The organism is Saccharopolyspora flava, from assembly GCF_900116135.1.
GTDB lineage: Bacteria > Actinomycetota > Actinomycetes > Mycobacteriales > Pseudonocardiaceae > Saccharopolyspora > Saccharopolyspora flava.
In genome coordinates this window covers 1-13,668 of sequence record NZ_FOZX01000001.1, presented here as the reverse complement: position 1 = coordinate 13,668, position 13,668 = coordinate 1, and the positions used below count along the sequence as shown (strand labels likewise).

General features: G+C 67.3%; 18 protein-coding genes. 10 read left to right on the top strand and 8 right to left on the bottom strand.

Going from position 1 to position 13,668, the window contains the following annotated elements; genetic code table 11:
- Nucleotides 1-37: 37 nt before the first annotated feature.
- Nucleotides 38-424, bottom strand: a complete 387-nt coding sequence (locus BM424_RS00095; RefSeq protein WP_093412685.1) for a winged helix-turn-helix transcriptional regulator — start codon at nt 422-424, stop codon at nt 38-40.
- Nucleotides 425-520: 96 nt separating this feature from the next.
- Here BM424_RS00095 and BM424_RS00090 point away from each other — a divergent pair, with 96 nt between their 5' ends.
- Nucleotides 521-1,378, top strand: coding sequence for an SDR family oxidoreductase (locus BM424_RS00090; RefSeq protein ID WP_093412683.1), 858 nt, complete (start codon nt 521-523; stop codon nt 1,376-1,378).
- 15 nt (nt 1,379-1,393) lie between these two features.
- Here the strand turns inward: BM424_RS00090 and BM424_RS00085 are convergent, their stop codons facing one another.
- Nucleotides 1,394-1,879 (bottom strand): DUF4188 domain-containing protein, encoded by a 486-nt coding sequence (locus BM424_RS00085; protein WP_093412680.1) that lies wholly within the window; start codon nt 1,877-1,879, stop codon nt 1,394-1,396.
- A 67-nt stretch (nt 1,880-1,946) separates the two neighbouring features.
- Between BM424_RS00085 and BM424_RS00080 the strand changes: the two genes are divergently transcribed.
- Entirely contained in the window at nt 1,947-2,534 is a 588-nt protein-coding gene (locus BM424_RS00080) for a TetR/AcrR family transcriptional regulator (RefSeq protein ID WP_093412677.1), read from the top strand.
- Here BM424_RS00080 and BM424_RS00075 read toward each other — a convergent pair.
- The 3 genes from BM424_RS00075 to BM424_RS00065 are packed head-to-tail and all read right to left on the bottom strand — an operon-like array spanning nt 2,500 to nt 3,957.
- Nucleotides 2,500-3,069, bottom strand: a complete 570-nt coding sequence (locus BM424_RS00075) for a dihydrofolate reductase family protein (protein ID WP_093412675.1) — start codon at nt 3,067-3,069, stop codon at nt 2,500-2,502. The two genes, BM424_RS00080 and BM424_RS00075, sit on opposite strands and share 35 nt — an antisense overlap.
- Nucleotides 3,070-3,078: 9 nt before the next feature.
- Nucleotides 3,079-3,468, bottom strand: a complete 390-nt coding sequence (locus BM424_RS00070; protein ID WP_093412672.1) for a DUF6157 family protein — start codon at nt 3,466-3,468, stop codon at nt 3,079-3,081.
- Between the two features lie 39 nt (nt 3,469-3,507).
- On the bottom strand, nt 3,508-3,957 hold the full coding sequence (locus BM424_RS00065; RefSeq protein WP_093412670.1) for a DUF6194 family protein: 450 nt from the start codon (nt 3,955-3,957) through the stop codon (nt 3,508-3,510).
- A 46-nt stretch (nt 3,958-4,003) separates the two neighbouring features.
- Here BM424_RS00065 and BM424_RS00060 point away from each other — a divergent pair, with 46 nt between their 5' ends.
- Complete coding sequence (locus BM424_RS00060; protein ID WP_093412667.1) at nt 4,004-4,705, top strand: MerR family transcriptional regulator; 702 nt, start codon at nt 4,004-4,006, stop codon at nt 4,703-4,705.
- Between the two features lie 3 nt (nt 4,706-4,708).
- Here BM424_RS00060 and BM424_RS00055 read toward each other — a convergent pair whose 3' ends face one another.
- Together BM424_RS00055 and BM424_RS00050 are read right to left on the bottom strand one after the other, a co-directional pair.
- Nucleotides 4,709-4,927 carry a hypothetical protein gene (locus BM424_RS00055; protein ID WP_093412664.1) on the bottom strand — a complete coding sequence of 73 codons (219 nt, stop codon included), beginning with the start codon at nt 4,925-4,927 and terminating at the stop codon, nt 4,709-4,711.
- Nucleotides 4,928-5,031: 104 nt separating this feature from the next.
- Nucleotides 5,032-5,697 carry a TetR/AcrR family transcriptional regulator gene (locus BM424_RS00050; protein WP_093412662.1) on the bottom strand — a complete coding sequence of 222 codons (666 nt, stop codon included), beginning with the start codon at nt 5,695-5,697 and terminating at the stop codon, nt 5,032-5,034.
- 124 nt (nt 5,698-5,821) lie between these two features.
- On the opposite strand from BM424_RS00050, the gene BM424_RS00045 reads away from it, so the two are divergent.
- From BM424_RS00045 to BM424_RS00015, 6 genes are all read left to right on the top strand, one after another.
- Nucleotides 5,822-7,045 (top strand): oxygenase MpaB family protein, encoded by a 1,224-nt coding sequence (locus BM424_RS00045; protein WP_093412659.1) that lies wholly within the window; start codon nt 5,822-5,824, stop codon nt 7,043-7,045.
- Between the two features lie 95 nt (nt 7,046-7,140).
- The gene (locus tag BM424_RS00040; RefSeq protein WP_175547880.1) at nt 7,141-8,292 is read left to right on the top strand and encodes a beta-ketoacyl synthase N-terminal-like domain-containing protein; all 1,152 of its coding nucleotides are present in this window, start codon (nt 7,141-7,143) and stop codon (nt 8,290-8,292) included.
- A gap of 277 nt (nt 8,293-8,569) precedes the next feature.
- Complete coding sequence (locus BM424_RS00030) at nt 8,570-9,157, top strand: RelA/SpoT domain-containing protein (protein ID WP_139273973.1); 588 nt, start codon at nt 8,570-8,572, stop codon at nt 9,155-9,157.
- 140 nt (nt 9,158-9,297) lie between these two features.
- Entirely contained in the window at nt 9,298-9,573 is a 276-nt protein-coding gene (locus tag BM424_RS00025) for a hypothetical protein (protein WP_093412652.1), read from the top strand.
- A 186-nt stretch (nt 9,574-9,759) separates the two neighbouring features.
- Nucleotides 9,760-10,020: a radical SAM family protein gene (locus BM424_RS00020; RefSeq protein ID WP_245775507.1), complete on the top strand. Its 261-nt coding sequence runs from the start codon at nt 9,760-9,762 to the stop codon at nt 10,018-10,020.
- 73 nt (nt 10,021-10,093) lie between these two features.
- Entirely contained in the window at nt 10,094-11,146 is a 1,053-nt protein-coding gene (locus BM424_RS00015) for an Rv2578c family radical SAM protein (RefSeq protein ID WP_245775506.1), read from the top strand.
- Nucleotides 11,147-11,399: 253 nt separating this feature from the next.
- On the opposite strand, the gene BM424_RS00010 is transcribed toward BM424_RS00015, so the two are convergent.
- A complete protein-coding gene (locus BM424_RS00010) occupies nt 11,400-12,371 on the bottom strand; it encodes an HNH endonuclease (protein ID WP_139273972.1) in 972 nt (323 codons plus the stop codon).
- Nucleotides 12,372-12,466: 95 nt separating this feature from the next.
- On the opposite strand from BM424_RS00010, the gene BM424_RS00005 reads away from it, so the two are divergent.
- A protein-coding gene (locus BM424_RS00005) for an IS3 family transposase (RefSeq protein ID WP_093412644.1) occupies nt 12,467-13,626 on the top strand; the annotation gives its coding sequence in 2 pieces (ribosomal slippage) (nt 12,467-12,739 and nt 12,742-13,626; 1,158 coding nt in all).
- The last annotated feature ends 42 nt before the right edge of the window (nt 13,627-13,668 follow it).

Here is a 13,668-nt window from a genome sequence, read left to right as displayed (position 1 = left end):
TGCGGGTCGCTCTCCCGGGATCGGCGAACCCGGTCGGTCAGCTCCGGTCGTCGTAGCCGGCCCGCGCGGTGAGCACGTCGGTCACGTGCGCTTCGGACCACCGGGCGAGCCCGGCGACCAGGCGCGCGGCCTGCTCACCCAGCTCGGTCAACGAGTAGTCCACGCGCGGGGGGATGACCGGGTGTGCTTCGCGGTGCACGAAACCGTCCCGTTCGAGGGTCTGCAGCGTCTGGGCCAGCATCTTCTCGCTCACCCCACCGATGAGGCGGCGCAGTTCGCTGAACCGGCGCCCGTCCTCCAACAGGGCGGCGAGGACGAGCACGCCCCAGCGGCTCGTGATGTGCTCGAGCACGCTGCGCGAGGGGCAGTTCGCGGCGTTCACATCCGGCCGCTCGGTGGTGGTGACCTCGTTGCTTACCGGCATGCCACTACCTTACTTCAAAGTGGGTACTAACCAGAAGTTAGTGACACGGCTACCGTCGGTCCGAAGCGCATCGCGCACGACTGGAAGGTGGAGAACATGAGCATCGTCGTCACCGGGGCCACCGGGAACCTGGGATCGCTGGTGGTGGAGGGCCTGCTGCGGAAGGTCCCCGCGGACGAGGTCGCGGTGGTGGTCCGGAACGCGGCCAAGGCCGCCGAGCTGGCGGCGCGCGGCGTCGAGCTGCGCATCGCCGACTACGACACGCCCGACACCTTCAGCGAGGCGTTCAACGACGGCGACGTCGTGCTGCTGATCTCCAGCCCCGACGTCGGCAAGCGGATCCCGCAGCACCGCGCGGTGATCGACGCGGCGGCGGAGGCGGGCGTGGCCAGGATCGTCTACACCGGCGTGCTCGGCGGCCCGAACGCCGACTTCCTGCTCGCCGACGACCACAAGGCCACCGAGCAGGCCATCCTCGACTCGGGCCTGACCTGGACGTTCCTGCGCAACGGCTGGTACAGCGAGAACTACACGAGCCAGATCCCGACCCAGCTGCAGCACGGCGTGGTCGGCAGCGCGGGCGGCGGCAAGGTCGGTTCGGCGACCCGCCAGGACTACGCCGAGGCCGCGGTCGCGGTGCTGACCGGATCCGGGCACGACAACCGCAGCTACGAGCTCAGCGGCGACCAGGCCTGGACGCTGCCCGAGTACGCCGCTGAGCTCTCCCGCCAGTCCGGCAAGACCGTCACCTGCAGCGACGTCCCGCCGGAGACCCTCAAGGGCATCCTCACCGGCGCCGGTGTCCCGGACGGCTTCGCCGACGTCCTGGTCGACGTGGACGTCTCGGCGATCGCCAAGGGGCTCCTGCAGGGCGGCACGGGTGATCTCTCGCGCCTGATCGGCCGCCCCACCACGCCCATCGCCGACACCATCGCGGCGGCCCTGCGCGGATGATCCAGCGGGGATGACTCAGTAGGCCGGGGCGCCGAGCCGCTGCTTCGCGCTGCCGGTGCGCCGCGTGACGCGGACCTTCTCGGTCGCCTCGGCCAACCCGAACGCGGGCATGTTCACGTAGACGGACTCGGCGCTGCCGGGTGCGACCACGTAGGTCTCGTGCCAGATGCCGACCGAGCCGGACTTGGCGAGCCGCTGGTAGAAGCGGCGCCAGGCCGGCCGGTGCGGCGCGTCGTCGTCGGCGGCGAAGCGCATCAGGTCCTCGACGCTGCGCCAGTAGCCGACCTGCATGGTGGTGCGCCCGAACCAGTTGCGCGCCTTGATCATTCCGCGTTCGGGGTGCTTGGCGAGGTGGGTGAGCATGCCGCCCATCGCGGCGAACATCCACAACCAGTGGTCGATCCGCCAGGGCTTGTTGATGCGCATGCCGATCAGGAACAGCACCACGCCGTCGTGCTCGTCCAGGTTCGCGGTCCATCGTCCTCGGTCGATCTTTGCCATCGTGCGCTCCTTCACGCGCCGAGTTTGCGAACACTGTTATGAAACACCGTTACGGTATGATGGGCAAGTGCCCAGGCCGAAGATTCACGACGAGAAGCTGCGCGACCGACTGATCGAGGAAGCGGGACGACTGCTGGCCGAGGAGGGGCCGACGTCGCTGTCGCTGAGACGTCTGGCCGCCGACGCGGGCACCTCGACCTCGGCGGTGTACTCGCTGTTCGGCGGCAAGTCGGAGCTGATCCGCGCGGTGTTCCTGGAGGCGTCGCGGCGCTTCGGCGAGCGGCTGGCGAGCGTGGAGCGCAGCGACGACCCGGCCGACGACCTGCGCAGGCTGGGCCTGGCCTACCGCGAGTTCGCGGTGGCCAACCCGAACCTCTACGCGGTGCTGTTCTCCCGCCCCATGCCCGATTTCGAGCCGGACGAGGACGCCAAGCGCGAGTCCCTGGGCAACTTCACGCCGCTGGCGGAGATGGTCGGCGTCGCGATCGAGCAGGGCGTCGTCGACGGCGAGGCGAGCACGGTCGCGATGGGGCTGTGGGCCATCGTCCACGGCCTGGTCACCCTCGAACTCCAGGGCAACCTGCCCGAAGGGCTCGACCCCGCGGCTCAGTACGAGGAGGTCATGATGCGGACGCTGCGGGGCTGGCTGGCCTGACCCGGTAGTGCTCGTAGATCACGCCGTTGTCGAAGCTCCGCGTCTCGGCCAGGTCGAGCCCGAGGGTGACCGGTGGCAGGAACGGCGTGCCACCGCCGAGGGCGATGGGGTAGCGGAACGCGCGCAGGTCCTCGACCAGGCCCTGCTGCACGGCTTGCGCGGCCAGGGTCGCGCCCCCGATCGCGACGTCGAGCTCCGTCGAGGCCGCCTGCGCGGAGACCTCGTCGGCCAGCGGTCGCTCGGCGAGCCGCGCGTTGCCCTCGACGCGGTCGAGCGTGCGGCTGAAGACGACCTTGGGCAGCGCGCACCAGACGTCGGCGAAGGCGTCGGTGTGCTCGTCGGAGCGCATCGACGGATCGGTCTCCCACACCAGCATGGCCTCGTACACCCCGCGGCCGCACAGGTATCCGCCGAGCTCGCGGGTCCGGTCGAGGTGGAACCGGAACACCTCCTCGCTCGGCGCGCTCCAGGTGAGCTCCCCGGCCGGGCCGTTGATGAACCCGTCGACCGACACCGTCATCGAGTAGACCAGCACGACGTCCTCCTAACGCCGGGAGCGCACGGCCGTGACGTGGGCGAGGTCCGGGTCGTCGGCGAACCGGCGGTACTCCGGCGATCCGGCAGGCACGAGGGCGATGCGGCCGCGCGCATCGCTGTGCACGCCCCAGCCGTAGCGCTTGGTCAGCGGCGATGCCCGCAGGCACGGCTGGCCCTTCGCGAAGAACTCCTCGCGGCTCAGCCCCTTGCGCCGCCCCTGCGACTCGTAGACCACGTCGTCGGAGGTGTACCGGTACGGCGCGTCGACCAGCATGTCGAACTGGACGCGCGCCACCGAGGGCGACGCCCGCAACGGCGGCTCCTCCGCCTGCGCCACCGGACAATCGGCGGCCACCTCGATGAACGTGTCGCGGTAGTTCGTCGTGTGCACTTCCATGCCGGAAATGTACGACCCCACCCCGACAACGGCCCGCCGTCAGGCCCGGCGCTGCCGGGCGTCCTCGTGCGCCTGACGGAGGAGCCGGATCGCGAGGGCATGCGTGCGAACACCGGGATTGATGATCGACACCCAGCCCTGCGCGCGGTACAGGGGGTGCCCGAAGACGACGTCGGTCGCGGTGAGATCCCGCTCCGCCGCTTCGCTGCGCGGATCTTCCCCGGTGAGTTCGGTGAACATCGCCCTGCCCACGTGGATGTTCCACCGCTGCCGATCGGGTTTGTCGAGGTCGCACCGGTCGTCGCCGGGGTAGTTCTTGGTGATGATCGTGGCGTAGGGCTGTTCGCGTTGCGGCACGACACCGTCCGGCGCGTAGTAGAAGAAGTGGTCGCCCCAGGCGATCTCGGGGAACTCGCCGCCTTCGGTCGGCGCTAGTTCGAGCACGCCGTCGAACGCGCGCACGGTCTCCAGGATCTGCTGCACACTCATGGTTCAAGCATGTGGTTGAAGTGCTTCTGGAGGGTTCGTGGCGGGGATGAGCACGCGCGACGTCGCGGAGGCGTCCGGGTATTCCGTCCAGCAGGTGCGTGACCTGGAACAACAGGGAGTTCTGCCGCCTGCGGCCCGGCGCGACAACGGGTACCGGTCGTTCTCCGGAGCGCACGTGCGGTCGCTGCGCGCCTATCGCGATCTCGCGTTCGCGGTGGGCCCCGCGGAGGCCCGGCGCGTGATGCGGGACCTGCGCGCGCTGCCGCTCGCGGACGGTGCGGCGCTCGTCGCGTCCGCCCACGCCGGGCTGAACCGCGAGCGCGAGCGGGAACTCGCCGCCCGCCGGGGCCTGGAAACCGTTCGGGCGGAGGAGGAATCCGATGTCGAGGCGGACGACGCGGACCGCATGACGATCACCCAGCTCGCGCACGCGGTGGGCGTCCGGCCCTCCGCCCTCCGGTTCTGGGAGGCCGAAGGGCTCGTCGAACCCGACCGGATCGTCACCCGCGCCGGCACGGCGCGCAGCTACGGGCTCGCGGCCATCCGGGAAGCGCGGATCGTCGCGGCCCTCCGCGAGGGCGGCTACCGCGTTCCGGAGGTCCGCGAGGTGATCACCGCGATCCGGGAGCTGGGCGACGTGAGCCGTTCGCTGGCCGCGCTGGACGCCCGGTTGGACGCCATCGCGCGGCGGACGATCGCGCTGCTGCGGGCGGGAACCCTGGTCGCCGAGATCGTCGAACCGGCCTGACGGTCACTCCTCGCCGGTCATGGCGATGGTGATCTCGTGGTCGGTGGGGTGGGTGTGGGTGGTGTCGTCGTCGCAGGTGATCGTGATCGTGCCGGCCGGGCCGGGGGTGACGGCGGTGATCGCGCGGGTCTCGTTGGTGGGGCGGGGGCCGATCCAGAGGTCGCCCGCGGTGAGCTCGCCGCACGTGATCTTCCGCCGCGGCGTGGTGTTGGTGGCGCGCACGCGTGTTCCTTCCTGCCCCGTCCGGGTTCGGGCTGTCCGGGTGTCGTGCGCACATCATCCTGCACGTTCGAAAGGTGTTGGCGGGCAACCCCGTCCGGAGTTGATCATGCAGGTGGTTCGAGCATGGGCAGCAGGAAGCGGCGGGCGATGTCGCGGACCTGCTGCTCGTCGTCGAGGTCGATGAGCTCGCTCGGGGTGAGCAGGAACGACGTCGACACGCGCACCATCATCTCCGCGACCAGGTCCACGTCGACCTCGGCGGCGACGTGCCCGGTGCGCTGCTCGATGCGCAGGCGTTCGGCCAGGAAGCGGCTGACCGTGGCCATCGTGCGGCCGCCGTCGCTGATCATCGACGGCACCACCACGTCCGGCTCGACCTCCATCAGGCCGCCGATCAGCGGGTTCTCGCGGATCGCGCGCAGCGAGCCGGCGAAGCCCAGCTCCAGCCGCTCGGCCAGGGTCCGGGCCTGCCGGATGTCGCGCAGGAACCGGTCGAAGTAGCGGCGGAACTCGCGCCGGACCACGTGCTCGACCAGCGTGTCCTTGTTGGCGAACCGGCGGTAGACGGTGATCCGCGAGACCCCGGCGCGCTTGGCGACGTCGTCCATCGTGGACCGCCGGATGCCGGTGCGGCAGAACTGCTCGTAGGCGCCGTCGAGCACGCGCGCGGTGGTCTCGTCGCTGTCGTCGACCTGGTCGACGGCGTCGGAGAACGCGCGCTCCAGCAGCGTTTTCGTGTTCTCGGACGCCAGCGGTGGTGCGGGATCCACGAATCGCCTCTTTCGTCCCGGGCCTGGTGTTTCGTCCGGATCTGTGCTGTCCTTGATACAAGGAAGCAAGACGCGTATCAGAGTATCAACCAGTTCGCTCGTCGCTCAAGGAGGAGTGCGCGGCATGGACGAACTCAGCAGACGCAAGGCATTGCTCTCCGGCGGGGCCCTCAGCGCGCTCGGTGCGCTGGGATTCACCGCACCCGCTCACGCGAGCCGGACGTGGACCTGGTCGGCGCAGGGATCGGTGGCCGGCAGCGGCGCGGGCGTGGACCCGCGCTGGATGTGGGACGAGGAAGCAGATCCCGTGGTCGAGGGGCTCTTCGAGCGCGGCGAGGTGAGCAGGGTCAACGAGATCCTGAGCGCCTGGACCAAGAACGGTCAGCCGCTGCCCGACGGTCTTCCCGCCGACCTGCGGGACTTCATCGAGCACGCCCGGCAGGTCCCGGCGTGGACGGACTTCGACAAGCTCGGCCAGGCCTACGACTTCAACGAGCGCCGCGGCCTCTACCTCGGCGTTCTCTACGGCATGGCCAGCGGCATGATGAGCACGGTCATCCCGAAGGAGGCGCGGGCGGTCTACCACTCCTACGGCGGCGCGAACATGAAGGACCGCATCGCCAAGACCGCCAAGCTCGGCTACGACATCGGCACCCGCAACGCCTACTCCCCGGACGGCGAGATGGCCGTCACCTGCGTGAAAACCCGCCTGACGCACGCGGGTGTGCGCCACCTGCTGCCGCAGTCGCCGCACTGGAACGCCGCGGCGCCGGAGGACATCCCGATCAGCCAGGCCGACATCATGGTCACCTGGCACAGCCTGGCCACCACGGTCCGGCAGAAGCTCACCGAGTGGGAAGTGCCGGTGGCGCCGGAGGATTCCGCGGCGTACCTGCACTCGTGGCAGGTCACCGGGCACATGCTCGGCGTCAGCGACGAGTACATCCCGGCGTCCTGGGAGGAGGCCAACAACCAGGCCGCCCAGGTGCTCACCCCGATCCTCGCTCCCACACCGGAGGGCGTGAACCTCGCCGACATCCTGCTGGACCTGGGCGCCCCGATCGACGGCGCGCTGCTGAGCAGGCCCGTGCTGGGGGCCTTCACCCGCTACACCCTCGGCGACCAGATCGCCGACTGGCTGTCGATCCCGCGCGAACCGGTGTGGTCGCCGCTGCTGGAGACGTTCTGGCGACCGTTCATCATCGCGCGCGAAACCGGCCTGAACTTCCCGGGATCGCAGGAGACCTACTTCCTGTTCGACGAGTTCCTGCGCAAAGCGGTGCTGATCTACCTGAACGACGGCAAGCCGATCAACATCGAGATCCCCACGACCAACCGACCGTCCTGACGCCATCGGCTCGGTCACCCGGGCGTAGCGGAACACCTCGCCGCCGCGACGGTCTGCGTGGAAGCGCAACCGTCGCGACGTGCGAGGTGAGAGACATGGTGTCCGGTTTAGGTGTTCGCGGACTCGGTGCCGTGACCGGCTACGGATGGGGAGTCGAACCGCTGTGGGAGGGGCTGCTCGGCGGCAAGCACGCGGCGAGCCTCCTCGACGGCTACGGCGAGGACCGCGACCGCGCGGCGTGGGTCGCCGCCGTCCCGCCCGGCGGTGACGACGCGGACGGTCCGAGCCGGTTCGGGCGGGCGATGCGCGGCGCCGCCCGCGAGGCGATCGCCGACGCCCGCGCCCGGGGCTGGCGCGAAGGCCGCCGCGTCGGCCTGCTGCACGCGGTGGTGCTCGGCGAAGTGGACCTGTGGAAGGACTTCTACCTGCGGCGCGGGGGAGACCTCAGCAAGCGCGAGTACCTGCGGCTGATGCCGTCGACGCCGATGTCGTTGCTGATGCAGGAGTTCGACTTCCACGGTCCGGCGATGAACGTCTCGGCGATGTGCTCGTCGGGCAACGCGGGCCTGCTCACGGCGAAGGCCTGGCTGGACGCGGGCATCGTCGACGACGTCGTGTTCGTGGCCACGGACGTGTCGGCGACGCCGGAGAACGTGCTGCACTTCGAGCGCCTCGGCGTCGCCTTCACCGAGTCCGAACCGCCCGAGGTGTGCCGGCCCTTCCAGGAGGGCAGCAGCGGTTTCGCGATGGGCGAGGCATCGGTGGCGATGGTGCTCTCCCGCAGCGGCGGAGCCTCGTACCTGAACGTCCTCGGCGGTGCGATGTCCCACGACGCCCACCACGTGACCTCGATCGACCCGGACCTGACCGACGTCACCCGCTGCTTCGAGGAAGCCCTCGACAACGCGGGCGTCTCCCGCTCGGACCTGCGCTACCTCAACGCCCACGGTCCCGGCACCGCCCAGTGCGACCGCGCCGAGTCGGAGATCTTCGACGCCCTGTTCCCGCCGGAAGCCGAGCTGTACTCGGTGAAACCCCTCGTCGGCCACTGCCAGGGCGCGGCCTCAGCGGTCGAGCTCGCCGCCACCGCCCTGGCCCACGACCGAGGCACCCTCCCGGCACCGCCGAAGGTCGCCACCGGCCACCCCCGCCTCCTCGACGGCCCCACACCCCTCGCCGACGGCCTCACCCTCAAGTCCTCCCTCGGCATGGGCGGCCACAACTCGGTGGTGGTCCTCAGCCCCTGACCCCGAACCCCTGAACGCCCGCCCAACCCGGGCGGGCGTTCAGGTCTGCCGAACCCGGTGCTCCGGTAGCTGGTTTGCCTCGTGGCGAGGATCGAGGCGAGCGAAGCGGTGTTGAACAGCTTCCTGCGGTCGTACTCGGCGCTCATCTCGAGGGACCGGCGGGCGAAGCGCTCCGCGGCACGGCGCTCTCCGAGTTCGCGCATGCAGTGCGCCATCTTGGCGGCGAGGTTCGCTGCCCCGCATTCGCTCAGGTTGGACTACCTGCGATAGTCGATCAGTGACTGGTAGTGAGAATGCGCCGTCGAAAAATCAACTCAACGTAACCGGACGGCGGATCCGCAAGCGTCTGGAACCCGGCACGTTGGTGCTGGACGGTGATCAGCTCGATGAGGATGAACGGCTGGTCAGGCGCTGGCGGTCGATGCACTCTTCGTCGCTCGCGAAGACGCGAAATGGACTCGGAACCTGTGTCAAACGTTCTCTAGGTCGTGACTCCCAGGCCGGTCTGGTCGTCCAGCGTTTGAAGCGTTACGACAGCATCGTCGCCAAGCTGGTTCGAGACAAAGCGCGTCTGAGCGAGATCCAGGACATCGCGGGTTGTCGCGCGGTCCTGCCGGATCTTCGAACGGTGGGTGTAGTGGCAGCCTGCATCGAGGGCGCGCGGAAAATGACAGTGGAAGGGGTTCGGGACTACAACGAGAATCCGCACGCAGGCGGGTACAGAGCACTGCACTTGTGGTGTCGACGGGATGACTTCAAGGTCGAAGTCCAGCTCAGGACGGGGCGTCAGCAGCAGTGGGCTGAGCTCGTCGAGGAGTGGGACACCACTCTCGGTACCGACATCAAGCACGAGCTGGCTCCGTGACAGGCTCTTGACTATTTCCGTCAGCTGAGTGACTACTTTTGTCATCTGGACAATGATGTCGCTCCAGCGGAGGCGGATACGTCTATGCTGTCGGAATCGACAGCTGTTGTACGTCGTTGGCTGACGGAGGAGGCGTTCGCATGACCACCAGTGATACGTGGTTCCTGCTCGTGCGCTATCCGGACGCGGGCAAGACCGAGGTTCGGCGGTTCGACGACAGCAAGGTCGCGGCCCAGGCGTACAGCGATGCGGAGGCGGAGCAGCAGCACTCCACGGGGCGAGCGGATGTCCTTCTGGTGGGTGCTCCGAGTCTCGACGTGGTGAAGGAGCGCTACCCCAGCTACTTCATCGACGCGACGTCCGCGCAGTCGAAGCTCGCCTACCTTCTCAGCATCATGCCTCCTTTGCCCGCTTAGGTGATCAGAGGGTCGACCAAGATCACTAGCCGGTAGCTGGCTCCGCTAGGTCGCGTAGCGAACTCAGGGCACTTTTCTCTTCTGTTCGTCGCTCGGGTGGCATTGTGCTGCCTGCTTTGCCGCTCGAAAGGGTGAGCGGAAGGGTGTCCGCTCGACAGCGAGTCGAATCTGTGTTCGAATCTGGGTATGCGTTGGGAAGAGCAGCGGGTTGATGCAGGTCGGGTGGGGGAGTTGCCGCTCGGTCTGCCGGAGCCTGTTCAGCGTGGGAGTGGTCGGGCCGGGTTGAAGTTGCCCGAGCCCGTGCCGATCGAGGCCGGGACCGATGACGCGTTCGCGATCGAGATCCAGGCGAAGTCGATCATCAACCGGGTGCCAGGGGAGTCGCAGGTGCCGTTCCAGTGGACGGTGAACCCGTACCGCGGCTGCACGCACGCCTGTCAATACTGACGCCAACTACTGAGGAATGAGGGCTTGAGTCATGCGGTGGGAACGTCAGCGGGTGGTGCCTCCGAAGGAAGCCATGGGCGCTCCCCAGCTGCCCTTGGGCTTGTCTGAGGGTGCCTCTGGCTCGCCGGAGCAGCGTCCGCGTGCGGGGCTGCGGTTGCCGGATCCGGTGCCGATCGAGGCGGGCTCGGATGAAGCCTACGCGATTGAGATCCAGGCGAAGTCGATCATCAACCGGGTGCCGGGGGAGGCGCGGGTGCCGTTCGGGTGGACGATCAACCCTTTCAGGGGTTGCACCCATTCTTGCATTTATTGTTTTGCGAGACGTACTCATCAGTATTTGGATCTGGATTCGGGCCACGATTTCGACAGTAAGATCGTGGTGAAGGTGAATGCCGGGGCGTTGCTGCGTAGGGAGCTCGCCGCGCCTGGTTGGCGTGGCGAGGCTATTGCGATGGGGACCAATACTGATCCTTATCAGCGGCCGGAGGGCCGTTACCGGTTGATGAGGGAGATCATTGCGGCGTTGCGTGACCGTGCGAATCCGTTCTCGATTCTCACCAAAGGCACCTTGATCCTGCGTGATCTAGATCTGATCTCGGAGGCGGCCGAGGTAGCCAAGGTCTCCGTCGCGGTTTCGGTGGGTTCCGTGAATGAGGCGCTGTGGCGGGAAGTGGAGCCGGGAACGCCATCGCCGCTGCGCCGGTTGGATGTGGTGCGCCGGTTCACGGAGGCGGGTATCGGGTGTTCGGTGCTAATGGCGCCGATCCTGCCGGGGCTCAGCGATTCGCCGGAGCAGATCGACGAGACGGTGGCCGCGATCGCTGAGGCGGGCGCGACGAACCTGACGCCGATCGTGCTTCACCTGCGTTCGGGTGCGCGCGAGTGGTTCCAACAGTGGCTGAGTGCTCGGCGGCCGGATCTGCTGCCGCTCTACGAGCGGTTGTACTGCAACGGTGCCTATGCGCCGAAGTGGTACCAGCGAGAAGTCCTGCAACTGGTCGAGCAGGCCAAGGAGCGTCACGGGATGGCGCGCCAGCAAAGATCGGAGAACTTCCGAACGCAGCAGGAGAATCCCCTGCAGTCCGATGCCGATCGAGATAGCACGCGCCAGCTTGCCCTGCTGTGATGCCGGGTGGTGAGGCCACGATGGCAGCTGCACACGGTTGTATCTGACGTCCGAACCCGAGAACGCGCCCGCCGATCACACCCGGACCCGTCTCGGATTCGCCAACGTAGCCGGTGACCACACTGTCAACGGCATCTTCGTGATCTCCGATTACAAGGGGCCTGGCAAGCACCGAGCTGTCTACGTACGTCAGCTCGGGTAGGACTCACCCTGACCGCCGCGTATCCACGACCGCACCCATGGAACGGGCCTCCTACGGCCCTTGGGTGAGCCAGACGGTGGCCCAGATGAGCAGCACGCACAGGACGACGCCGAGTCCGAGGCCGGTGAGGAAGACGTGCTTGGTGTCGAAGCTCGATTCCACGGGTGCTGGTGTTGACCGTTGCGGCTCAGAAGTCGGCCGGCGCTCGTCGCGCTCGGACAGGGTGGCCGTGACTTGATGAGCGACGGCGTGCGAGAGCTCGCGGGTATCGGGGCCGGTGTCGAACGAGGTGTTGTCGATCGCCTCGGCAGCTTCCTTAGCGTCACTTGCCGCGGCGAGAAAGGCATGGAGTGGGAAGTTTTCCAGCATGGAAGCGCCCGCATTGAGCTGCCCTGCGTCATCGCTAAAGTTGTCGAGTCGGCCCACAGCTCCGTTGAGCGTGTGAACGGTATCAGCGAAGTTTCCCGAGGCCAGCCGCTCAGAGGCAGTGTTCAGCATGGCCGCGACCTCGTAATCGCGGCGCTTGTCGGTGAACTGCTCATAGAGCACCGTGAGAACCTTGGCAGTTGCCGAATCGACCTTCGTGCCAAGCTCACCGATACCCGACATGATCACCTCGGTACCCTGCGACGTGGCGAGCGTGATCATGTCCTGGATCTCGGTGTAGCTGTAGCGGTCAATTCCCTTGAACTTCTCCCGCAACTCGTGCTCAGCCGTCCCCTTCCACTCCAGCAGCATCTCTTCGGTGAACTCGCGAGCGCGGGGACTCTTGTCCACCAGGTCGTGATGCGCCTTGCACAGCAAGACCAGGTTCACGTAGTTGTCCCGGACAACCGCGTCCATCGGCCGCCACCGCGGCATCGACGGAGAAATCGGCACGATATGGGCGGCCTGCACGTTCTTATCGGCCCGCCGATCGGCGGTCAGCTCGACCGTAGGAGTACGACACGTCGGGAACGCACACCGCGTGGACACAGCAAACAAAAACGCCTCGGCAGCAGCATTCGGACGTCGCTCACGCATAACAGGGCCACCCACCCTCATCCCAGATGGGTCTGCCCAGGGTTTGGTTGACACCTGATGTGTGAGGCTTCGGCCTCGCTTGGAAGGATGTCGTCGTGCCCAAGCCCTACCCGCAGGAGTTTCGTGATGACGTGGTCGCGGTGGCCCGTCGTGGCGAGACATCGTTGAAGCAGGTCGCCGCTGATTTCGGGATCTCGATCGGTTGCCTGAAGAACTGGATGCGTGCCGCTGAGGTCGCCGAGGGCACCCGTGAGGGTGTGACTCGTGAGGAGCCGGCTGAGCTGCGGGAACTCCGCAAGCGCAACCGGCTGCTGGAGCAGGAGAACGAGGTCCTGCGTAAGGCCGCGGCGTATTTGTCCCAGGGTGCTCTGCGGGGAAAATAGCTTTCCCGCTCGTCCGTGACCTGGCCGCCGCCGACGCCCCGATCAGGGTGCCGGTGGCGGTGACGTGCAGGGTGCTGGGTATCTCCCGGCAGGCCTACTACCAGTGGGAATCCGACCCGGTCTCGCAACGCGACTGGGACGACGCCCATCTGATCAAGGCCGCCCTCGAGATCCATTCCGATGATCCGACCGAGGGGTATCGGTTCATCGCCGACGAACTCGCCCGGCGAGGCTTCGCGGCCTCGGAGAACCGGGTATGGCGGATCTGCTCGATGCAGAAGATTTTTTCCTTGCATGCCAAGAAAAAGGCACGCAATCCGAAGGCCGGACCGCCGGTGCACGACGACCTCGTGGACCGCGATTTCACCGCTACCGCACCGAATACCAAGTGGTTGACAGACATCACAGAGCATTCCACCGCCGAGGGCAAGCTGTACCTGTGCGCGGTCAAGGACTGCTACTCCAACCGCATCGTCGGCTACTCGATCGGCCCCCGGATGCGCTCGTCGTTGGCCGTGGCCGCGTTACGCAACGCCATCGCCCTGCGCAACCCGCAGGGCGTGATCGTGCATTCGGACAGGGGCAGTCAATTTCGATCCAGAAGCTACGGGCGTCTGCTTCGCTCGCACGGGCTGACCGGCTCCATGGGTCGGGTCGGCGCCTGCGGCGACAACGCCGCCATGGAGTCCTTCTTTTCCTTACTACAGAAGAACATTCTCAACACCAGACGCTGGAAGAGTCGGGAGGAACTACGGCTGGCGATCGTGTCCTGGATCGAGACCAAATACCACCGCCGGCGACGGCAACGCCGCCTCGGCAAACTCACCCCAGTCGAGTTTGAGACCATCTACACCGCCGCTACAGCGGCCTGACACCACTCAACCCCGCGTGTCAACCAAAGCCTGGGCAGTCCC

Bases quoted from the DNA above. Each gene is read 5' to 3' on its own strand.
- BM424_RS00095 (WP_093412685.1), bottom strand. From the start codon at position 424: ATGCCGGTAAGCAACGAGGTCACCACCACCGAGCGGCCGGATGTGAAC.
- BM424_RS00025 (WP_093412652.1), top strand. From the start codon at position 9,298: ATGACCACCAGTGATACGTGGTTCCTGCTCGTGCGCTATCCGGACGCG.
- BM424_RS00070 (WP_093412672.1), bottom strand. From the start codon at position 3,468: ATGGAAGTGCACACGACGAACTACCGCGACACGTTCATCGAGGTGGCC.
- BM424_RS00015 (WP_245775506.1), top strand. From the start codon at position 10,094: ATGGGCGCTCCCCAGCTGCCCTTGGGCTTGTCTGAGGGTGCCTCTGGC.
- BM424_RS00090 (WP_093412683.1), top strand. From the start codon at position 521: ATGAGCATCGTCGTCACCGGGGCCACCGGGAACCTGGGATCGCTGGTG.
- BM424_RS00010 (WP_139273972.1), bottom strand. From the start codon at position 12,371: ATGCGTGAGCGACGTCCGAATGCTGCTGCCGAGGCGTTTTTGTTTGCT.
- BM424_RS00085 (WP_093412680.1), bottom strand. From the start codon at position 1,879: ATGGCAAAGATCGACCGAGGACGATGGACCGCGAACCTGGACGAGCAC.
- BM424_RS00040 (WP_175547880.1), top strand. From the start codon at position 7,141: ATGGTGTCCGGTTTAGGTGTTCGCGGACTCGGTGCCGTGACCGGCTAC.
- BM424_RS00020 (WP_245775507.1), top strand. From the start codon at position 9,760: ATGCGTTGGGAAGAGCAGCGGGTTGATGCAGGTCGGGTGGGGGAGTTG.
- BM424_RS00045 (WP_093412659.1), top strand. From the start codon at position 5,822: ATGGACGAACTCAGCAGACGCAAGGCATTGCTCTCCGGCGGGGCCCTC.
- BM424_RS00065 (WP_093412670.1), bottom strand. From the start codon at position 3,957: ATGAGTGTGCAGCAGATCCTGGAGACCGTGCGCGCGTTCGACGGCGTG.
- BM424_RS00060 (WP_093412667.1), top strand. From the start codon at position 4,004: ATGAGCACGCGCGACGTCGCGGAGGCGTCCGGGTATTCCGTCCAGCAG.